Here is a 16,169-nt window from a genome sequence, read left to right as displayed (position 1 = left end):
CACCGCGCCGATAAAACACAGCAGTTTTCTCAATTCAGTGTAGGGATCAGAACAAAACAAACTTGTCCAATAATTGCTGTAATTTGCTTTTTGTCTCATGGCTTGCGTACATAGTTTTCAACAAATTCGTCGCCTGTTGATGATACAACTTTGCCTGTGTCATCAAGTAAAGAGCCGCACCGCTTTTGATGATCAACTGCCGCGCCAACGCTTCTTGAGCCAGTTCTGCATGAGATGTTTGCAGTAAATAGCGTAATTGGTCTCGTTGCGCACCGGGCAACACAGTCAAAGCATAGGCAATCGGGAGCGTGTGCCTGACGGCAGCGCGTAAATCGCTTTGACCCGTCTCCGTCACCGCCAGATCTGCCAAATCATCATGTATTTGGTCTAAGAGGCCCAAATTATAACCAAATTGGCGATACTGAACGAGTGTGTCCTGATCAGAGCAAACAATACGACCGCCGGCCCAACACACCGCCCCTGTGCCAATTCCACTCTTCGCTGCAGCGATCTGCCAGCTATCCTCCAAAGAGGGCGATGAGTTTGATAAATCCACATGTTGCCCCGCGCACGTTTGTAACAAAGCAAAATAGAACGTCCGCCGTACATCACGGGCCGCAGCCGACGATACGCCATACGTTTCCAAGCTATCCAGAACCAAACCAACCGTGAACAGCAGTCCGGTAGAAAGATTGAGATCAACCGCCATCTGGTCTTGCGTCACAATGTGGTGCCCATCCTCGATATTATCTAGCAGGCGCGCCGAGTGCCGCAACAAGTTCCATGCCGTGACAATTGGCAGCGCCTGTTCATAACTCCCGCCGTGCATTTCACAAAAGAAATAAGGCAGCAGCGCCAGATGATAAGCCAAGGCCGACTGATCGGTGGGATGGTATACCTGTCGTAGCGCCGCGGTAAAACTTTGATCCAGTTGCGGATTGGCCCATATTTCTTCAACAAGTGAGGATGAGGATACGATCATAAAAACATCGAGGGACATCACGGCCAACGTTACAGATCGTCGCCCTAATGCCAGAAACCGGTAACTGGACACTAACAGGTTTAATGCCCTTCCATGATCTAAGGCATAAATTTATTACTTCCCGCACTTGCTTAACTTTGCTATGACTAGGGTGCGGGAACTTATTCTTTTATGGACCCTAAAATTACTATTTACCAGCCCTGACTGCCAATTAGACAATCCCCAGAGGCAAGCTTACCGATAACCATACACGGATTATCGATAAGATAGCAGATTTTAAGGAACCCAAACATTGGCCGGTAACATTGGTGTTGAGTCTTGAACGGATAAAAGCATATGGAGTGTGTTGCCATCCTGGATCAGGGCAAGCAGAGAGTTCGCTTCCAGGGGGGAGAGATTAAATTTATCGAACAACACGTGGGTATTTTGCGTGATTTCAGCTAAAAGGGCGGGGTTGGAGACAATTTGGTACACAACTTCATGTAAAGTATCCATCATTTTTCTCCTTAGGGGCAACTACTAAGACTCTCTGGCTATGATACCTGCGAAGGCGAGTATCCATCGTGGATTCCGTCCTTCCCAAGTATGACAGTCAAAGTAATACAATAACTTTTAATTAACATAAGCACAATGGGTGCGTCAATTAACCGAATGAACTAAGTGCAAAAATCAGCGTGAACGATTCAAACAATGGGGATTACCCATTAAAGAGGTTACCAGCCTCGGCGAGCCGTTCTGTACGCTCTGTAACTAGTTTCGCCCGACCATGCAAACCAAAGACTCTTGTTTGCGTAAGCAGCAGCTTCGTGAGCGTGTCCCGGAAACCTGACATTGTTGTAGCAGTTAAAAAACCTTCTGTATTCTATCGCAAGCATGATTTCTGTCGCGTAAAGAAAGTCATTTTCTAACCGTGACTTTCACCCTATAAGGGCAGTAGCTCGGCAGCCGCGCAACCGGACCAACAGGAATATAAAGGAGTGCACAGGGACGATTGTAGGCAACCACGGACGGCCTGACAGTGTACAAAAGGGCGCTATTTTCTGCTACTTTAGATCACCATAGGGGCGCACCAGGGGTTTTAGGTGGTGTTGACAACCGGCAGCGAAAAGCGGTTGATGCCTTCTTTTGTGCTGAAATCCAGGCGGGTTGTATCATTAGCTGACTTTTTCGGAATCCCTGGGGGTTTATGAACCATCTTTGGCTACAAATTATGGGGTTGTTGCTGTTAGTTTTGGGGGTCAGCCTGGGCTATTGGCGCTGGCTGCGGCCGTATCACAATCGGCTAAATAATGCCCAACGCAGCCTGCTGTTGTTGGTCATTCTAACGTTAATGGGCGGCTTTTTGGGATCGTTTGGTTGGTGGCTGGACGTGCCCGCCAGTTTTTCCTGGGATTTACCCCCGTTAGCGGCGCGAATGCTGGCGGCGGCCGGGTGGTCGTTTGCCCTGGTTTGCTGGTTGGCGCTAGAACGGCCGTCGCTGCCCCGTTTACGCCTTGTTGTCATCATGCTCTTTGTTTACCTGGCGCCATTAGCGGCAGCCATTTTGTTGTTCCACCTCGACAGCTTTGATTGGACGGCGCCGATCACCTATGCTTTTTTTGCCCTGGTTGTGCCGATGACGGCGCTCACCACCTGGCATTTATTTCATCCGATGGGCGTCATTGAAATATCAGGTGATGGGCCGCCAACAGGCATGGTGCGCGGTTGGCTGTGGGGGGCGGCCATTCTCATGACCTTGTGGGGATCAGCTTTGTTTGTCACTGACGGCGGACCATCAGCCTTCATTTGGGTATGGCCGGGTGATTTGCTCACCAGCCGGCTAATCGCCGTGATGCTGTGGACGCTGGCGGCCGCCGCCGGGTATAGTCTGCGCTCCACGGAGGCAATGCCAGTCGCTTTGGCAGCCATGGCCGCTTATGGCGTGGGCGTGGTGGCGGCCAATGTGTGGCATTTCCCGGCCGTCAAGCCCTTCTATGTTCTCTTTTTTGCCGTGCTGGCGCTGGGTTCCCTCGCCACTCTTTACCAAACCAGGTCCAGGTGACTTCGCCCACCTCCGCTGGCAAGCTTTTTACAATTAGGCGCACGGCCGTTGACACAAACGGCCGTCACGTCAAACGGATAGGACCAGGAAACGACCCGGTGACACAGACGAAGTGACTCAAACCCGCGTCGGCAGCGGATGACGCCAGCGCACAACTTCAAACTTCATCTTCTTGTCCGGGCTAAGCGTGGGCACGGGGTCAAATCCTAACTCATAGTTGGCCGGGCTGAGCCTTAACTCGGCAAAGTGAAACAGGGTAGCGACGGTAAGCGCCATCTGCATTTCGGCCAGGCCCTGTCCCAGACAGGTGTGCGGACCCAGGCCGAATGGGGCATAGACGCCGGGTTGACGATGTTCTTTTCGTTCCGGTGTATAGCGCTCAATGTCGAACACCTCCGGGTTGGGAAGTAGGTCGCCAAATGGTGGGGCACTGTCGTGGCGATGATGACGTCGGTGTTGGCGGGAATGGTATATCCGGCAAAAGTGATGTCTTGCGTGGTGGTGCGCGTTAAGGCTGGGGCAATGGACCACAGGCGCATCGCTTCCATGGCTACCCGGTGAGTGGCATCCATGTGGCGCAGACCGGCCGCTGTGGGGCCATCGGCGCCAAAAAGTTCGTCGGCTTCAACCGTCACCTGAGCAGCCAGATCAGGATATTTAAGCAGGGCGTAGAGGATGAAGGCGGTGGTGCTGGCAACGGTGTCCAGTCCGGCGATAAAGGGACCTAAAACGGCCGTCATCATGTCCTGTTTGGGCAAAAAGTCGGGGTCCTCCTGGTGCAGGGCGACTATTGCGTCAATCAGGTCGGGTTCGGCTCCCTGGCGCAGTTCCGGCGCATGCGCGGCCACCACCTCATGCCCGATTTGCATGAACCGAGACTTGGCCTTGCGAAAAGCAGGCGTCCGGCGCAAGATGGCGGGGCGCTGTTTGGTGACGCGGGTGGCAAGGATGGTGCGTACGGCCGTGATGATCTCGTCCAGGTCATCTTTGGCGGAATAGTTGGCGGCAATAACACTGAGCTGCTCGGTGACAATGCGTTGAATTGAATACAGGGCAGGCATTGGCTGATTCTGCGGCCAGGTACTCATCTCGCGCGTGGTAATGGCAACGGCCGTGGGTAAGTTATCAAACAACATCGAACGGGCGTATCCGGGGCGCTGCACTTTGCGGAAACGGGTGTGGTCATCGCCATCCATGCTGATGAGTGACCGATTCGCGCCAAATTCCGCATCCTGTTCCTGCCAGAAATCTTTGGACCGGAACAACGTTTTCCCTTCCTGGGCATAAAACAGATTGGCTTCCACTCCCGCCAGCACCACCATTTCTCGATTTAAGGCGCGCACGCGAAAGACAGGTCCCAATTGACGGTATTGCTCCGTCAGGAAACGGGCCACATTTTGCGCCAGCGGCAGCGCGCTACCCAAAACAGGCAACCCTGGGGCCAACGGTATTTTATTGACGGTTTGTGGGGCGGTTATTGTCATAGGCTCCTTACTTTAGCTCCTTGTTTGTGTGTATGATGGCTCAAGCCTATCGTATCACAAATCAGGCAGAAGGATATGAGAAAGGAGAGAAAGTTGGGAGCTTGTGACGGCAGCGCCGCCAAATGCAGGCGCAGAATCCCACGAAAGCAAAACCGCCCCGTCGAAACGGAGCGGTTTTGTTTTGCCGCCAGACCGGGGATGGTGGCCTGGAGACAGGCGGGCGGGCAATACGTATACGAGAAAGGAGGGTGTATTAACCCTAAGTCCAGCGGAGCGTTCCAGTCGCGTTTCTCTCGTGCCAGTTTTGGGGGGGAGGAATTTCTCTCTCGTATATAACCCCACTGAACCTGACTACAGTCTACAAAAAAAGCGGTGATTTGTCTATAAACGAACGGGGACTTTGGTCAGGGACATGGTGCGTCACCATCCAGGAGTCTCATCAGCGGTTCCTGCCCCGGGTGAGCTGGAAATGGCGTTTGCCCAAAGTGGATAATGGCGGAAAATAGGGGCCATGTCCATACCACCACCTGACATTCCCACGGCCGCGGCCGACATCGCCGCCCAACTCCAGGAAACCCACCCCCCGGCCATCCTGCAAATCCGGCGCATCATCGAACAAATCGGGCTGGAGGCCGCCTACGCCTGCCTGCAAAAGGCGCTCGAAGTCGAAGCCGCGGGGGGAATGCTTACCGCCAACAACAAACAGCGCCGCACGCCCGGCGGGACCTACTTCTATATCGTGCGCGGCCAACTGACGCCGGAACAGCGGCAAATTCTCTGGCCGCCGCCCCAATGGCCGTCGCGCACCAAGCCGTCGGAATCCGCCAAAGTCCCTTCTCCGCCGCCGTCGCGACAGTCTGGTCGCCAACCCAAGTCCCCTCCCCCGCACCCGACATTGCCCTGGGATGCGCGTGAAACCCTGGCCGCCCCGGCCCTGGCAGAAAAAGGAGTCGCCACAACCGTGAAAATCACTCTCGTTGGCCGTCCTGGAAAAGTCATCGAACGTCCTGATGCTGTTATTGTCACCCTGACCGGCCGCAAACCGCCGGCCCTGCCCAAAGGCTTGCCCATCTTGCCCGAAGACGCCGTCACCGTCTTTCTGGTCTACATCGCCAGTAAACAGTGGCAAAAGGTGTCCGTGGCCATGCAAAATCCTGAAGACAAATTGGTCATCGAGGGCTACCCCTTCATGGACGCCAAACTGAAGGTCATCGGCGTATTGACGCAAAATGTGACCACAGTGCTGACGCAGCGCGCCCTGCGCACCAACAGCTAACTCCCCGATTCCCTGTTCCCGCCTTCCCCCGCTTCCGCCCCTTGCAGCCCCTGCGGGCAAAGCTGCTTACTGCGACCGGCAAAACCTTCGTGTAACCATCAAGAGAGACCACCCCCACATGCAGACCCCCAAAGAGAGGGTTAAGAATTTATCCCTATAAGGGGCGCAGGTTCTTTCCGCTTCCGGACACAAAAAAGAGTCATGACCCCTCCACCGGGTGCCAGATAGCCGCACGGCCGTGTCCCACAGACGGCCGTCGCCAATACCGCACCCCCTCGCTATGCTGCCGCCTCTGCGCCGCCAGACGGCCGTTGGCATAATACCGCTTCCCCATCGCTGCCGCTGCTGCCGGCCCGCGTCTCAACACCTCGTCTCCATCGTTCCCCGGCATCCCTTTCATAACCAGGTCTTGGAGTTGGCGGTTGATCCGCTTCTGCCGGCCCTTGGGCCGCTGTAGGTGCTGCCCCGCGTAGCTGTTGGGCAGCTGCCAGGCCAGGTAGGTCTTGCCCTCACGGCCGTGCTGCCCGGCGTAATCCTTCAATTCAAACAATGCCTGGCCTCTCGCCCAGGCGGCTATCTCCTGATTCTCCCTGGTAGCTATATTCCCTACGGCGAAGTTGGACTGAATATTGAGACCAACTCGTTCCTCATAGGCGCGTTGACTGGACCGCCCTACTCCACTCAACTGCTCCAGGGTCACACGAGCAATGGGCATATCCCTTCGGCCGCGCCTAGAGCCTGCCTTGAGTGCATCAAAGGGACAGGCCTGGTCGCCATAAGGCGTTTCTTTGACACGGCCGCTGTGAAACGCAGCATACAAATGGGCGCGGAAGGCACCGATACCGTCCAGCAACACCGCCACCGGCAACGCCACCGGACGGCCGGTTAGCCGGGCGACATCCAGAGCATAGGCCACCTTTGCCGCTGAATACAGCCAGACATGCTGTTTATCGCGCTTCCAAAACACACCTTCACCATCTCTGAGTAAATTTCGCAACTGGCGTTGGCCGCATAAGCGCAGTTTTGAAGATTTTCTTGTCAGGGTTTCTGTTATAATGTCTATGCGAACTACGCCGCGTCCTTCCTCATCCAAATAGCGCAGCATTAGCCAGAGACGGCCTGACGCCGTCATTTCTTGACGCAGCATCCCCAGGCCAATATCAGGGTACAGCTTAACCGCACCGTTGAATAGAAAATTGTGGATTGGCGGTGATTCAGTAAGATCACCAGCAGGCTTACTCTCAGCAGCGGATGACTTAAAGTCTTGTGGCAAAGCATTTAGCCACGCCTGGACATCATCAGCAACATGAGCTGCCGGCTGCCGGCGACGCAAAACGGCCGTTAACGCAGCACTCCCCCACCCTAAATGACCGGGAAAAGCAGCAGTCCCCTCTAAGCAGGATCCATCCCCTACAGAGGCGACAGCATTCCAGGGCAAGCCGTTAGAAGGCTCCCCAGGCAATCCGGCAGGCTCAGTTAGCTGACCCTTAAGCTGCTCACGCAAGGCGTGGAGCTGCCGGTTGGCCTCAAGAAGGTGCGCCGAAGGTGTGGCGAGGGAGCCGTCCATGCCGGTTGGCACGCTGCACCCAGCATCAATTCATTATGCAGGCGCATAACATTGACACAGAGATCAGCCTGTGCTATTCTCCTTAGTGAACTGTGTTGCATAGGAGATGAAAAAATACAACTCCCCCCTCCCCAGTGAAGGGGCTTTATAACAAGGTTAGGGTGGTACCAACACCCAAAACCTCAAAAGTATGCAATTTGACGAATAAAGATACTTCTGCAAAAGCCTGTGTTGACTCACCGGCTTTTTTGCATTCTAGCGGCAGAAAGTGCGGCCTACCGTTAGATGGGTGCGTTTAGCCACCCATGACTGCCGGCCACGCTTAAGTGGCAAGCAATCACGGAAAGCAAAATGCTTGCAAGTGCAGCAATTAGCCAGCTTTATAATTTGGAGGGCAGGTGAGAAGGGAGAGAAACAGCTTGACGCGAACGCTGTTTCAATGCTAATCTACATAATGTAACTTGAAGATGCAGGTATTCCCTACCTCATCGCCGAAACCCTTGTCAGGCCCAAAAATTGACAAGGGTTTTTGTTTGTCATTTCGTTGCCTTGACGCTGCTTCAAGTGGACCAGCGCCGCAGGTCTTTATCAAGCTCCTGTAAATCAACAAGCCGGATACCAACCGATTGCCACCGCTTGCGCCGACTGGGCTGCCCTTCCGCAGGTGGCTCGGCGGCCATCTGCTGCGCTTCAGCCGTCCAGCCACTGGCCGAAAACAAGACGTAATAAACCGACCATAGCTGATTCGTCTTTGGCAACATGATTGATGTCTTGTGCATCAGATTGTGAATAGCTTCTGGGCCAACCGGTCCATTGCCCCAGAAACAATCGCCCAGCACCAGGCTGGTCTCTTTTTCGCTTATCCCCACCACATCAATGGTATAGTTTTTAGTCCATTCACTGCCCACCTCTTCAATGGGCAGCGGCATCTCGCCTTGAGCGCTGGACCGCAGCACCCATTCACGGCATAACTCTTGCCAGGTGTTGGCACCAATAAAGGCTGGCAGTGTTTCCTGGATAAGCTTGAGCATTTCTTCCATTTGGCCCAAGGCCAGCTTGGATTGGTAAGCAGACATGAAACGGTAAAAAAAGCGGAGATAGGGATCGGTCACTGTGTAACGGCCGCGGCGCGAATCGGCGCCGCGCTGAGAGATGGGGACATCACGAACAACAAAGCCCGTGTCGCGCAGGACGCTCAGGTAAAAAGAGGCTTTACTGCTATTTAGACCGGTCCGGGTGGAAATGTCGCTCATCGCCTGCTCGCCATCGGCAATCGCTCGCAGTATTCCCACGTAGTTGTGCAAATCAGTGATGAAATCCTGGAGCAAAATGCGGGATTCATCAATCATCCAGGCATGGGCGGGCAAAACATTGCGGCGCAGGTTGTCGGTAATGCTCAGGTTAGCATCCAGCCGCTCCCAATAGGCCGGTACCCCGCCCCACATGGCATATAACGTCATCCGCTCTTTGGCGCTATAGTCTGGGAAATAGTCGTGTGTGGTGCCGTAAGGCAAAGGGGGCAGCTGCATCTGGGTAGCGGCGCGCCCGTAGAGCGGCGCATCATAGTTGAGCAGGTGCTGACGCATCAGCCCCATCTGGGAGCCAGCCAGAGCCAGCATCAGGTTGGAGTCGCTCAGCCAGCGATCCCATACTTTTTGTAGTACACCGACAAATTCGGGATCCACATCAATGACGTAAGTCACTTCGTCAATAAAGACGGCTACCCGCTTGTTTTGAGCGTAGAGAGAGAGCTGGCGAAAGGCCAACTCCCAACTGGAAAAAGTAAATTCAGGCGGCACGACCGCTTCTGGATCCATGAAATTCATCAAAGCTTGAGAGAAGGATCGCAGCTGGGAAAGAGATGAAGAAGGTTCGGCCACCCAATACAGCCCCCTATCGGCACTTTGCTGCAACCAATGTGTCAGCAGCCGGGTTTTGCCAACTCGCCGCCGCCCGTATAAGATTAGCAGTGTCGCTTTATTTGATTCCCACAAATTGTCTAAAACCTGTAGCTCACGGCTACGTCCTACAAAAGCTGCTCTAAACATGATCGCCTCTTCTAGCATAGGTATGAATAGGCTAGTTTCAAATATGGTAAATCGCTTTCCTTGTTTTGTCAAGCGTTTTCAGATCGAATGTTCGAGATTGTTGCAAAGGCACAACAATTGTCCTTGTAACATGGTTCAGCAAACCTGCTCTTGCCCGGCCAGGCGCCCTTGCCAGGTGGTAAAAACAATACTTCCTGCCTCGACCAAAATCCCTTCCCCCCGCTGCAACAACTGCATGTTTTCAACCAACCGGGGATCACTGCTCAAATACCGTTGCCCCACTTTAGCCGCCATTTGCGGATCTGACTGCACCAGCAACGCAGCCGCCCCAGCGAGAGGCGGGCCGTTGCTGATAAACAGCGCCGGACACAGCCGCATATCCTCAATGGCAAAGGTGGCCCAAGGAAAGCCATGCACAACCAACTTTTTCTCCCGTTGACCAGCTGCGGCCAGCAGCACAGCCCGCAGCAGATGCCGTCGTTCCCAGCTTTCGGCTCTGCAGGCAAAAAGTAAAACACCCGCCCCCACCTGAGACCAGGGGTTGGTCGGCCAGGCCACCCATTCACGCAGCGCCCGGTTAGCGGTCAGCCGGGTTAACGCCAGTCTAAGGCTGGCAACGGCCGCTGACTGTTCCTGCCGCTCTACCTGCTTCAACCATTTTTGCAGGGCGGGAATATCCCCCACTCCCGCCTGCTGCGCTGGAGTCAGCAGATGGAGTCCCTGCGGATGCACATGCATTCCCTGGAACCAATTCTGCCACCGTTGTAATTGGGCCGCCTCTGTTTCCCCCGGAACAAGGGCCAGCGGGTTAAAGCCACCAACCAGCGACGCGCTGTCAATATCCACATAAGTCAACTGCTCACCCAACAGGCGGGTGACGGCCGCTTTTCGCTTTAAGTTGGGGACCAGATCGCCCGCCCCATCAACGACGATAAGATCGGTGTGGTTGTGTGTCACCATCTGTGTGACCTGCTGCACCAGCCAATCGGCGACTGCTTCCTGACGACCGTAAATGTTGATCCGCCCTGTCACATGCAGCGGTGAACCCGACTGCGACCGTCCCAACAGCCAGCATCGTGGATCCGGCTGAGTCGCCCGCAGGTGCGCCGGTGGCTGCCCACCGTTCCAGGTGGGTTTTAGCACCAATCCGGGTAACGGGTTATCCGATAAACGCCAGGTGGCCGGACCGCGTCCCGGCTCCAAAGAAGGTGGCTGCGGCAGATACGCACCGCCTTTATTCTCGTCCTCAACCAGGCATACAAAAGCAAACTCGTTGGCAATGTGTGCGACAAAGGCTCTGTCCCAGGGCAGGTCACTCACGGCCGTCATCCGCGCGGCAGGTGACATGGTTACTTCTGGCGACATTGGCTTGAGCGAAAAACCAAAATCAGCTGCCATGCGCTGCACCAGGCGCACGTGGGTTCCCGGCGCGCCCAGATATAACTCTGAAACCGCTTCTCCCGGTCGGTAATACAAAGCCACGCGACCACATGCTGGCGAACGGGACAGCAGATTAATACAACGTGTCGGCCTCTCCGGTTCCAGGTAGCGCAGCCGAAACCAGACCAGGCCGGTATCCCACTGGGCGCGTGCGGCGCGTTTACCGAACCAATTTTTGAACATGCATTCCTCTTATCAGCCGATCTTATCAGCCCATCTCTTTCCAGAAATCATCTTGCTCGCCATTACCATCTACCGGCAGGTCGCTGGCTACCAGCTTTTGTTCCTGCTCCCGAATCATCACTTCGATCATCACCCGCGACCAGCGGTTGAACTTCACCGACAGGGCAATATTGTCGGCTTCCTGCTGGCGAAATTGGTCCAGTAGTTTGTTACTCATGTGTCTGGTAATCCTTTTCATCTTGTAGTCTGTTGGTCTTTTAGTCAGGTAGCCCATAACCTTCGAGGGTCTCCCGACTATCTGACTACGGGACTACTCGACTAACAGACTAACTCCCAATCAGATACTCGGCCTCTATCGGCCGCAGCTGGAAATAGACCATGTCGGCTTTGCCATTGGCGCGCACCACGGCCATACCCTTACCGTGCCGGTCATCGCTGCCCATCCGCGCCAGGAATTCGGCATGCGAGGGTAGGATCTCGTCCTTGTAATGGTCGGCCAGCCGAAAGGCGGCGTCCCGTTTCATGCCAAAGGCGATGGTCCAACTGACATTGTTGAGGATGAACTGCCCGGCGGTAACGTTGGCGCCGGCGGCCATGGATTCGGCCTGCGCCCCTTCCACGCCAATGAACGCTTCCAAATCCTGGTCAATCATCACCACCGCCGCGCCAAAGGTGCGCACCGTCTTGACCATGTTGGCCAGGAAAGTCATCAGACTGGCTTCCTGGTTCATGTAATGCACTTCATCCACGATGATGGCGCGTTGGCGAGGTTTGCGCCGTACCTGGTGGTTAATCCCCGCCAAGACAGCGTAATAAAACAATGGCCGTCGCCGCTCCGGCACCTGGCTGAAATCAAAGAGCACAATGCGCTCTTTGAGACGTAAGTCCAGGTTGGTGGGCACGTTGAAGGTGTCGGCGTAATCACCGGTGACGTAAAGGCTCTCTATTTCCTCCGCCATTCTGGCCGCCGCAGCGGCCACCTGGCGGCCGGTCATAGGTAAAGCAGCGTCGGTCACGGTTAAGACCTGCACGGCCGTGACCTGCTCCGCCACCTGCATCAATTTGTGGCAAAACGTATCCAGCGTCGGCGTCAACTGGTGATTGCTCATCAGTTCGCCTTCCCAATCGTAGCGAGCGTAGGTCAACTCCAAGGCGCGCCGCACCGCCGCCACTTCGGCATTGTCAAAACGGCGGGGGTTGTTGCCTAACGGATCCAGCAGCAGCGCTAGCAGAGTAATCACATGGTCATACTGGTCGGTGGCGTTCTCATAGACTACGTCCAGGATGTTGAGCGTCGTCGTGGCGTAGGAAAGCTGGCTGTACGAGACATTTTTGCCGCCAGATAAGGCCAGCAAACGGCGGCTGTGACCTTGCGGCTCCAGCAGCACCACCTGGGTGTCCTGCTCAGCCAGACGCCAGGCCAGGGCCTGCGCACCGACCGTCTTGCCTTTGCCGGTGCGCCCCAGGATGATGCCGTGAAAGGGATCGTTGCCCTGCCAGTCCAGGTAGTAGACGTGGGGGGCCACTTCGTCCACCGAGATGCCCACGTAAAAGCCGTTGGCATTTTGTTCACGGCCAACGCCCCACATCCCGGCAAAGACGGCCGGGGCGCGGCTGAGGGTGTTGAAATGACCGGCGGGCATTCCCGGCGGTTTGGCTGCCGGGCCAAACATGCGGGCGGCGGCCGCCTGGTAGCCCAACATCCGGTCCACCTTCATATATTGGGTGCTGGTTTTGCGCAGGCTTTCCAACCTAGCCCGCAGCCCGGCGGCGCTTTTGTCCAGGAGCATAAACAGCACCCGCACGTGGTGCACCGCTTCATCGCGCGCGGTCAACGAAGCTTCGGCTTCTTCGCTGGCGATAAGGGCGTTGCGGTCCTGGCCGTTAAGAATCATGCCCTGCCAGAATTCGGCCGAGGCAGTAACGCGCTCGGGATGTACTTTGCGCACGTCAATGCAGATGATCATCGGCCCGTCGGCGGCGGTGATCATCTGGGCCAGCGGATGACGCCAATCCCAGGTGCGGGTGAGCTGGTAAGAGGCCAGGACGGCGTAACGGTAACGGCTGTTGTCTATTTGCAAACGGCCGTCTTTCTTTTTCAGTGCCGGCGCCATGTGGTCGTGATATTCGGCGTAGTCGCCGGGGATGGGCAACTGCGGATAATTATCTTCTCCCGGTCCGCCCGCCACCACCCGCCAGTGAGCCAGGTCATTGGCGGTGACGGCGTCGTTGAAATCCACCAGGTAATGGCGCGTCTTGCGCATCTCGCCCCGGCTGGCCCAGTCGCCAATCATGCGCACCTCTTCCATCAGGCCGCGCCGCGCCCAATCGTCGTTGATGCTCATGGCCAGGCGGCGGCGTTCCCGTTCCAACCGTTCCAGGCTGGCAGGCATGATGAAGGTCAGAAAGCGGCAGTGCTGCATCGGCCCGGCAAAGAGGGAAACCATCTGGCTGATGACGGCCGACTGATCCTGGCTGTCAATCTGGTAGAAATGGGGCAGCGTCACTTGAAATACACGCATCGCATCACTCCCTTAAAGCTGTTCTACAACCACAGTCGCGGCAAAGGCGCCGCCAATTTGCTGCCGCTCGGCGTGGAGACGCACTTTGTCCCAGTCGGCTTGAATATTGACGATTTGCGGCGAGCCGACCAGGTTCCGGCCCCAGACCACGAGATAGGCGACAACACGCTTCAACACAATCTCGCCATTATGGGTGTACCCGGCTAGATAACCGGCGCTGACAAACAGCGGCGCCAGCCAGAAGGGGGCATTGAACAACCCCACGCCCATAGCCGTCAGGATAATTACCAGCATGAATTGGGTCATAGTCACCTTTCTGATAATCGTGGCCTGCCCTTGATAGATGAATTCGGAACGGAAATGCGTCACACTGAACATTGGCACAGTTCTCCTTTTTTGCGCGGGGGCAGGGGAGCAAGGGGGCGGCGGAGACCCTTCATCCCCCGGCTCCCCTGCCCCTCTGCTCCCAGCTTTAGCCAAGCCCGCAAAGGGTATAGAGGCTTTCGATGGCAAAGCCTGTCAAAATCTGGTTGCCAATGTCGGTGGAGAAAGCCAGTAAGATAAGTCCCAAACCGACAGACCCGGCGACGGCCCCAATTTGCGCGCCTTGCGAAGGCAAAATCGCCGTCAGGTTCTTGCGAAAACCAAGCACTGCCAGGCCGAGCAGCACGGCTGCGCCACCCATGAGTTGTGTGGTAAACAGCGCCCGATCATACGTGTCACAGATGGCCGCCGGAGGCGCTTCACCAGGAGCGCAGGCGGCCAGGACGGTCAGCAACAGAACAAACGGCAGGGCGCTCTGCGCCGGCCGAGGCCAGCGCAGACGATTTGTGCAATGGCCGGTTCTCAGAGGGGTGGCAGACAAGCTGCCCGTCATTGGATGTTCTTTTTCTGGTTGCATAGGCAACATCGCGTCACTCTCCTATAATGGGTTGAATTGAGATACGCGAATGGTGGGTGAGACGGCGAATCTACGACCCACCATTCGCGGGTTGCTGGCTTATGGGTGAGAAGACATCCCGGTAGGAATGCCCGTTATCTCCCATAAGTCAGCGCCGATTTGAACACGCACCGATGGCGCCTGGGGGAGAAACGTCACGGTCAGGTCCACCGTTTCTCCCGGGTGGATCAAAGTGGGCAATCGCTGCCCCGGCAGGCTGGACGTGGCCTGCCCATTAGTTTCATACGCATCACCTCCTTCGTGACTTATTTGAATAAAATCGGGACCTGGGTACACATCCCCTATGCCGGTATGGGTGATAACGGCCGTCAACACAACTTGCCGCTGCGCCTCATCCCACCAGGTCCCGGAAATACCAATTTCTAGCTGCTTCCACAAATGGGGTGTTTCGCCCAACCCCACGACCGCCAGGCTGCCCGCCGGCAGCGCCCGCACTTCGGCCAACAACGGCAGGCCGGAGATCTCATCAGGCAGGGTAAAGCTGGCCTGCCAGTTGCCGCTCTCGTCAGGCGTCAGCGGCACGGCCGTTGTCTGTCCATTTTGTGCCGCCAGCGTGAGCATGAGGCTCTGGCTGGCAGGGATGCTTTCACTTTTACCCTCGACGGCTATACGAATATCGCCGCTAGTCTCATGGTTGAACTGCACAGTCGTTACCCGCAAACTTCCCCCACCCGGTAAAGAAATCTGCTCTTCAAGTTCATACGTGCGCTGCTCCTGCCCCTCTTCGCTGGTTATGTCATAGTTAGCAAAGGCAAACGACACGTCGTCTTCAGCGCCGGCCGGCAGGGCAAACAAGGTCAGGCCCAGCCGGTTCTGAGACAGCAGACGGCCGGCCTCATAGTTGGCGCCTTGCCACGTCTCGGCGACGACAAAACGGAGGGACGCGCCCGTATCGGTGCTGAGGACAATTCGGTCGCCCGGCGCCAGGTTGCGCACCAGGCTGTCGGGGATGCCAATGGCGTAATTGAGCACGGCGCCAAAGAGCCAGACGGCCACCGGGTTGTCTGACAGCATCGTGGCGGCGTTGTAGCGCATCTCCCCTTTGGGCGTCGGTTTGCTGGGATCAATGGGCAGGGCGATGGTTTCTGCCGTCCGGCTGTAGGTGATTTCGATGGCGCTGGGGCGGCCAATGGTCAAAGCGCCGCCCAGGCTGCCGATGGTTTGCAAGGAATCCTCAACGCCGGTGATTTCCGGCAGCGGCATGGCCGGCGTGGCTGTACCATTCGCTCCGGCGGCGGTCGCCGGGGCTGCTGCCGCGGTGACGGTTTGGGCCGCTTCCCGTTGGGTGCGGCCGCGAAAGACGAAAAAAACAAACAGCAGCGCCACCCCCACAAAAACGGCAATCTTAACGAGTGTGCGCCGTCGCTCGGCCGTGTTGTCCGGCTCGCCCAGGCTGCTTTGGGCCAACTGCGGCAGCGCCTGTTCGTACATCGTCTCCGGATTGAGCGTCACCATGCCAGGACGGCCGTCGGGCCGGATGAAGCCGCCGCGCTTGAAATCGTCCCGCCGCTGGCGTAAATAATGGAGGATGTCGGTGTCCGTCCGGTTCTGCTCCGTGTCGGCCATCTCCCGCGCCATGGCCTGGCGGAACGCATCCTGGAATTCCGGTGGTATTTCAGAAAGTTCCTGGTCAATGTTGAGTTCGAGATCAAAATCAAGCATGGT

Annotated in this window: 13 protein-coding genes; 2 read left to right on the top strand and 11 right to left on the bottom strand. The window is 56.3% G+C overall.

Going from position 1 to position 16,169, the window contains the following annotated elements; all coding sequences use genetic code 11:
* Positions 1–46: 46 nt before the first annotated feature.
* Both IPM39_28015 and IPM39_28010 read right to left on the bottom strand, forming a co-directional pair.
* On the bottom strand, positions 47–1,000 hold the full coding sequence (locus tag IPM39_28015; GenBank protein ID MBK8989864.1) for a polyprenyl synthetase family protein: 954 nt from the start codon (positions 998–1,000) through the stop codon (positions 47–49).
* Positions 1,001–1,258: 258 nt separating this feature from the next.
* Positions 1,259–1,480 carry a hypothetical protein gene (locus IPM39_28010; GenBank protein MBK8989863.1) on the bottom strand — a complete coding sequence of 74 codons (222 nt, stop codon included), beginning with the start codon at positions 1,478–1,480 and terminating at the stop codon, positions 1,259–1,261.
* Positions 1,481–2,168: 688 nt separating this feature from the next.
* On the opposite strand from IPM39_28010, the gene IPM39_28005 reads away from it, so the two are divergent.
* On the top strand, positions 2,169–3,023 hold the full coding sequence (locus IPM39_28005) for a hypothetical protein (GenBank protein ID MBK8989862.1): 855 nt from the start codon (positions 2,169–2,171) through the stop codon (positions 3,021–3,023).
* 233 nt (positions 3,024–3,256) lie between these two features.
* Here the strand turns inward: IPM39_28005 and IPM39_28000 are convergent, their stop codons facing one another.
* Positions 3,257–4,507 (bottom strand): cytochrome P450, encoded by a 1,251-nt coding sequence (locus IPM39_28000; GenBank protein ID MBK8989861.1) that lies wholly within the window; start codon positions 4,505–4,507, stop codon positions 3,257–3,259.
* 511 nt (positions 4,508–5,018) lie between these two features.
* On the opposite strand from IPM39_28000, the gene IPM39_27995 reads away from it, so the two are divergent.
* Positions 5,019–5,783, top strand: coding sequence for a hypothetical protein (locus IPM39_27995; protein ID MBK8989860.1), 765 nt, complete (start codon positions 5,019–5,021; stop codon positions 5,781–5,783).
* Positions 5,784–5,982: 199 nt separating this feature from the next.
* Here the strand turns inward: IPM39_27995 and IPM39_27990 are convergent, their stop codons facing one another.
* From IPM39_27990 to IPM39_27955, 8 genes are all read right to left on the bottom strand, one after another.
* A complete protein-coding gene (locus IPM39_27990) occupies positions 5,983–6,750 on the bottom strand; it encodes a hypothetical protein (protein ID MBK8989859.1) in 768 nt (255 codons plus the stop codon).
* A 1,160-nt stretch (positions 6,751–7,910) separates the two neighbouring features.
* Positions 7,911–9,398, bottom strand: coding sequence for an ATP-binding protein (locus IPM39_27985; protein MBK8989858.1), 1,488 nt, complete (start codon positions 9,396–9,398; stop codon positions 7,911–7,913).
* Between the two features lie 135 nt (positions 9,399–9,533).
* Positions 9,534–11,021: a hypothetical protein gene (locus IPM39_27980; protein MBK8989857.1), complete on the bottom strand. Its 1,488-nt coding sequence runs from the start codon at positions 11,019–11,021 to the stop codon at positions 9,534–9,536.
* A 25-nt stretch (positions 11,022–11,046) separates the two neighbouring features.
* Positions 11,047–11,238, bottom strand: coding sequence for a hypothetical protein (locus tag IPM39_27975; GenBank protein ID MBK8989856.1), 192 nt, complete (start codon positions 11,236–11,238; stop codon positions 11,047–11,049).
* A 109-nt stretch (positions 11,239–11,347) separates the two neighbouring features.
* Entirely contained in the window at positions 11,348–13,543 is a 2,196-nt protein-coding gene (locus IPM39_27970) for a hypothetical protein (GenBank protein MBK8989855.1), read from the bottom strand.
* A 12-nt stretch (positions 13,544–13,555) separates the two neighbouring features.
* Complete coding sequence (locus tag IPM39_27965; GenBank protein MBK8989854.1) at positions 13,556–13,921, bottom strand: hypothetical protein; 366 nt, start codon at positions 13,919–13,921, stop codon at positions 13,556–13,558.
* A gap of 94 nt (positions 13,922–14,015) precedes the next feature.
* Positions 14,016–14,453, bottom strand: a complete 438-nt coding sequence (locus IPM39_27960; GenBank protein ID MBK8989853.1) for a hypothetical protein — start codon at positions 14,451–14,453, stop codon at positions 14,016–14,018.
* Between the two features lie 90 nt (positions 14,454–14,543).
* Positions 14,544–16,166: a hypothetical protein gene (locus tag IPM39_27955; protein ID MBK8989852.1), complete on the bottom strand. Its 1,623-nt coding sequence runs from the start codon at positions 16,164–16,166 to the stop codon at positions 14,544–14,546.
* Positions 16,167–16,169 lie beyond the last annotated feature (3 nt).

The organism is Candidatus Leptovillus gracilis (genome assembly GCA_016716065.1).
Taxonomy (GTDB): domain Bacteria; phylum Chloroflexota; class Anaerolineae; order Promineifilales; family Promineifilaceae; genus Leptovillus; species Leptovillus gracilis.
This window is presented reverse-complemented; position numbering and strand designations above follow the sequence as displayed.

Bases quoted from the DNA above. Each gene is read 5' to 3' on its own strand.
- IPM39_27955 (MBK8989852.1), bottom strand. From the start codon at position 16,166: ATGCTTGATTTTGATCTCGAACTCAACATTGACCAGGAACTTTCTGAA.
- IPM39_28000 (MBK8989861.1), bottom strand. From the start codon at position 4,507: ATGACAATAACCGCCCCACAAACCGTCAATAAAATACCGTTGGCCCCA.
- IPM39_27985 (MBK8989858.1), bottom strand. From the start codon at position 9,398: ATGTTTAGAGCAGCTTTTGTAGGACGTAGCCGTGAGCTACAGGTTTTA.
- IPM39_27970 (MBK8989855.1), bottom strand. From the start codon at position 13,543: ATGCGTGTATTTCAAGTGACGCTGCCCCATTTCTACCAGATTGACAGC.
- IPM39_28005 (MBK8989862.1), top strand. From the start codon at position 2,169: ATGAACCATCTTTGGCTACAAATTATGGGGTTGTTGCTGTTAGTTTTG.
- IPM39_27960 (MBK8989853.1), bottom strand. From the start codon at position 14,453: ATGTTGCCTATGCAACCAGAAAAAGAACATCCAATGACGGGCAGCTTG.
- IPM39_27995 (MBK8989860.1), top strand. From the start codon at position 5,019: ATGTCCATACCACCACCTGACATTCCCACGGCCGCGGCCGACATCGCC.
- IPM39_27980 (MBK8989857.1), bottom strand. From the start codon at position 11,021: ATGTTCAAAAATTGGTTCGGTAAACGCGCCGCACGCGCCCAGTGGGAT.
- IPM39_27965 (MBK8989854.1), bottom strand. From the start codon at position 13,921: ATGTTCAGTGTGACGCATTTCCGTTCCGAATTCATCTATCAAGGGCAG.
- IPM39_27975 (MBK8989856.1), bottom strand. From the start codon at position 11,238: ATGAGTAACAAACTACTGGACCAATTTCGCCAGCAGGAAGCCGACAAT.
- IPM39_28015 (MBK8989864.1), bottom strand. From the start codon at position 1,000: ATGTCCCTCGATGTTTTTATGATCGTATCCTCATCCTCACTTGTTGAA.
- IPM39_28010 (MBK8989863.1), bottom strand. From the start codon at position 1,480: ATGATGGATACTTTACATGAAGTTGTGTACCAAATTGTCTCCAACCCC.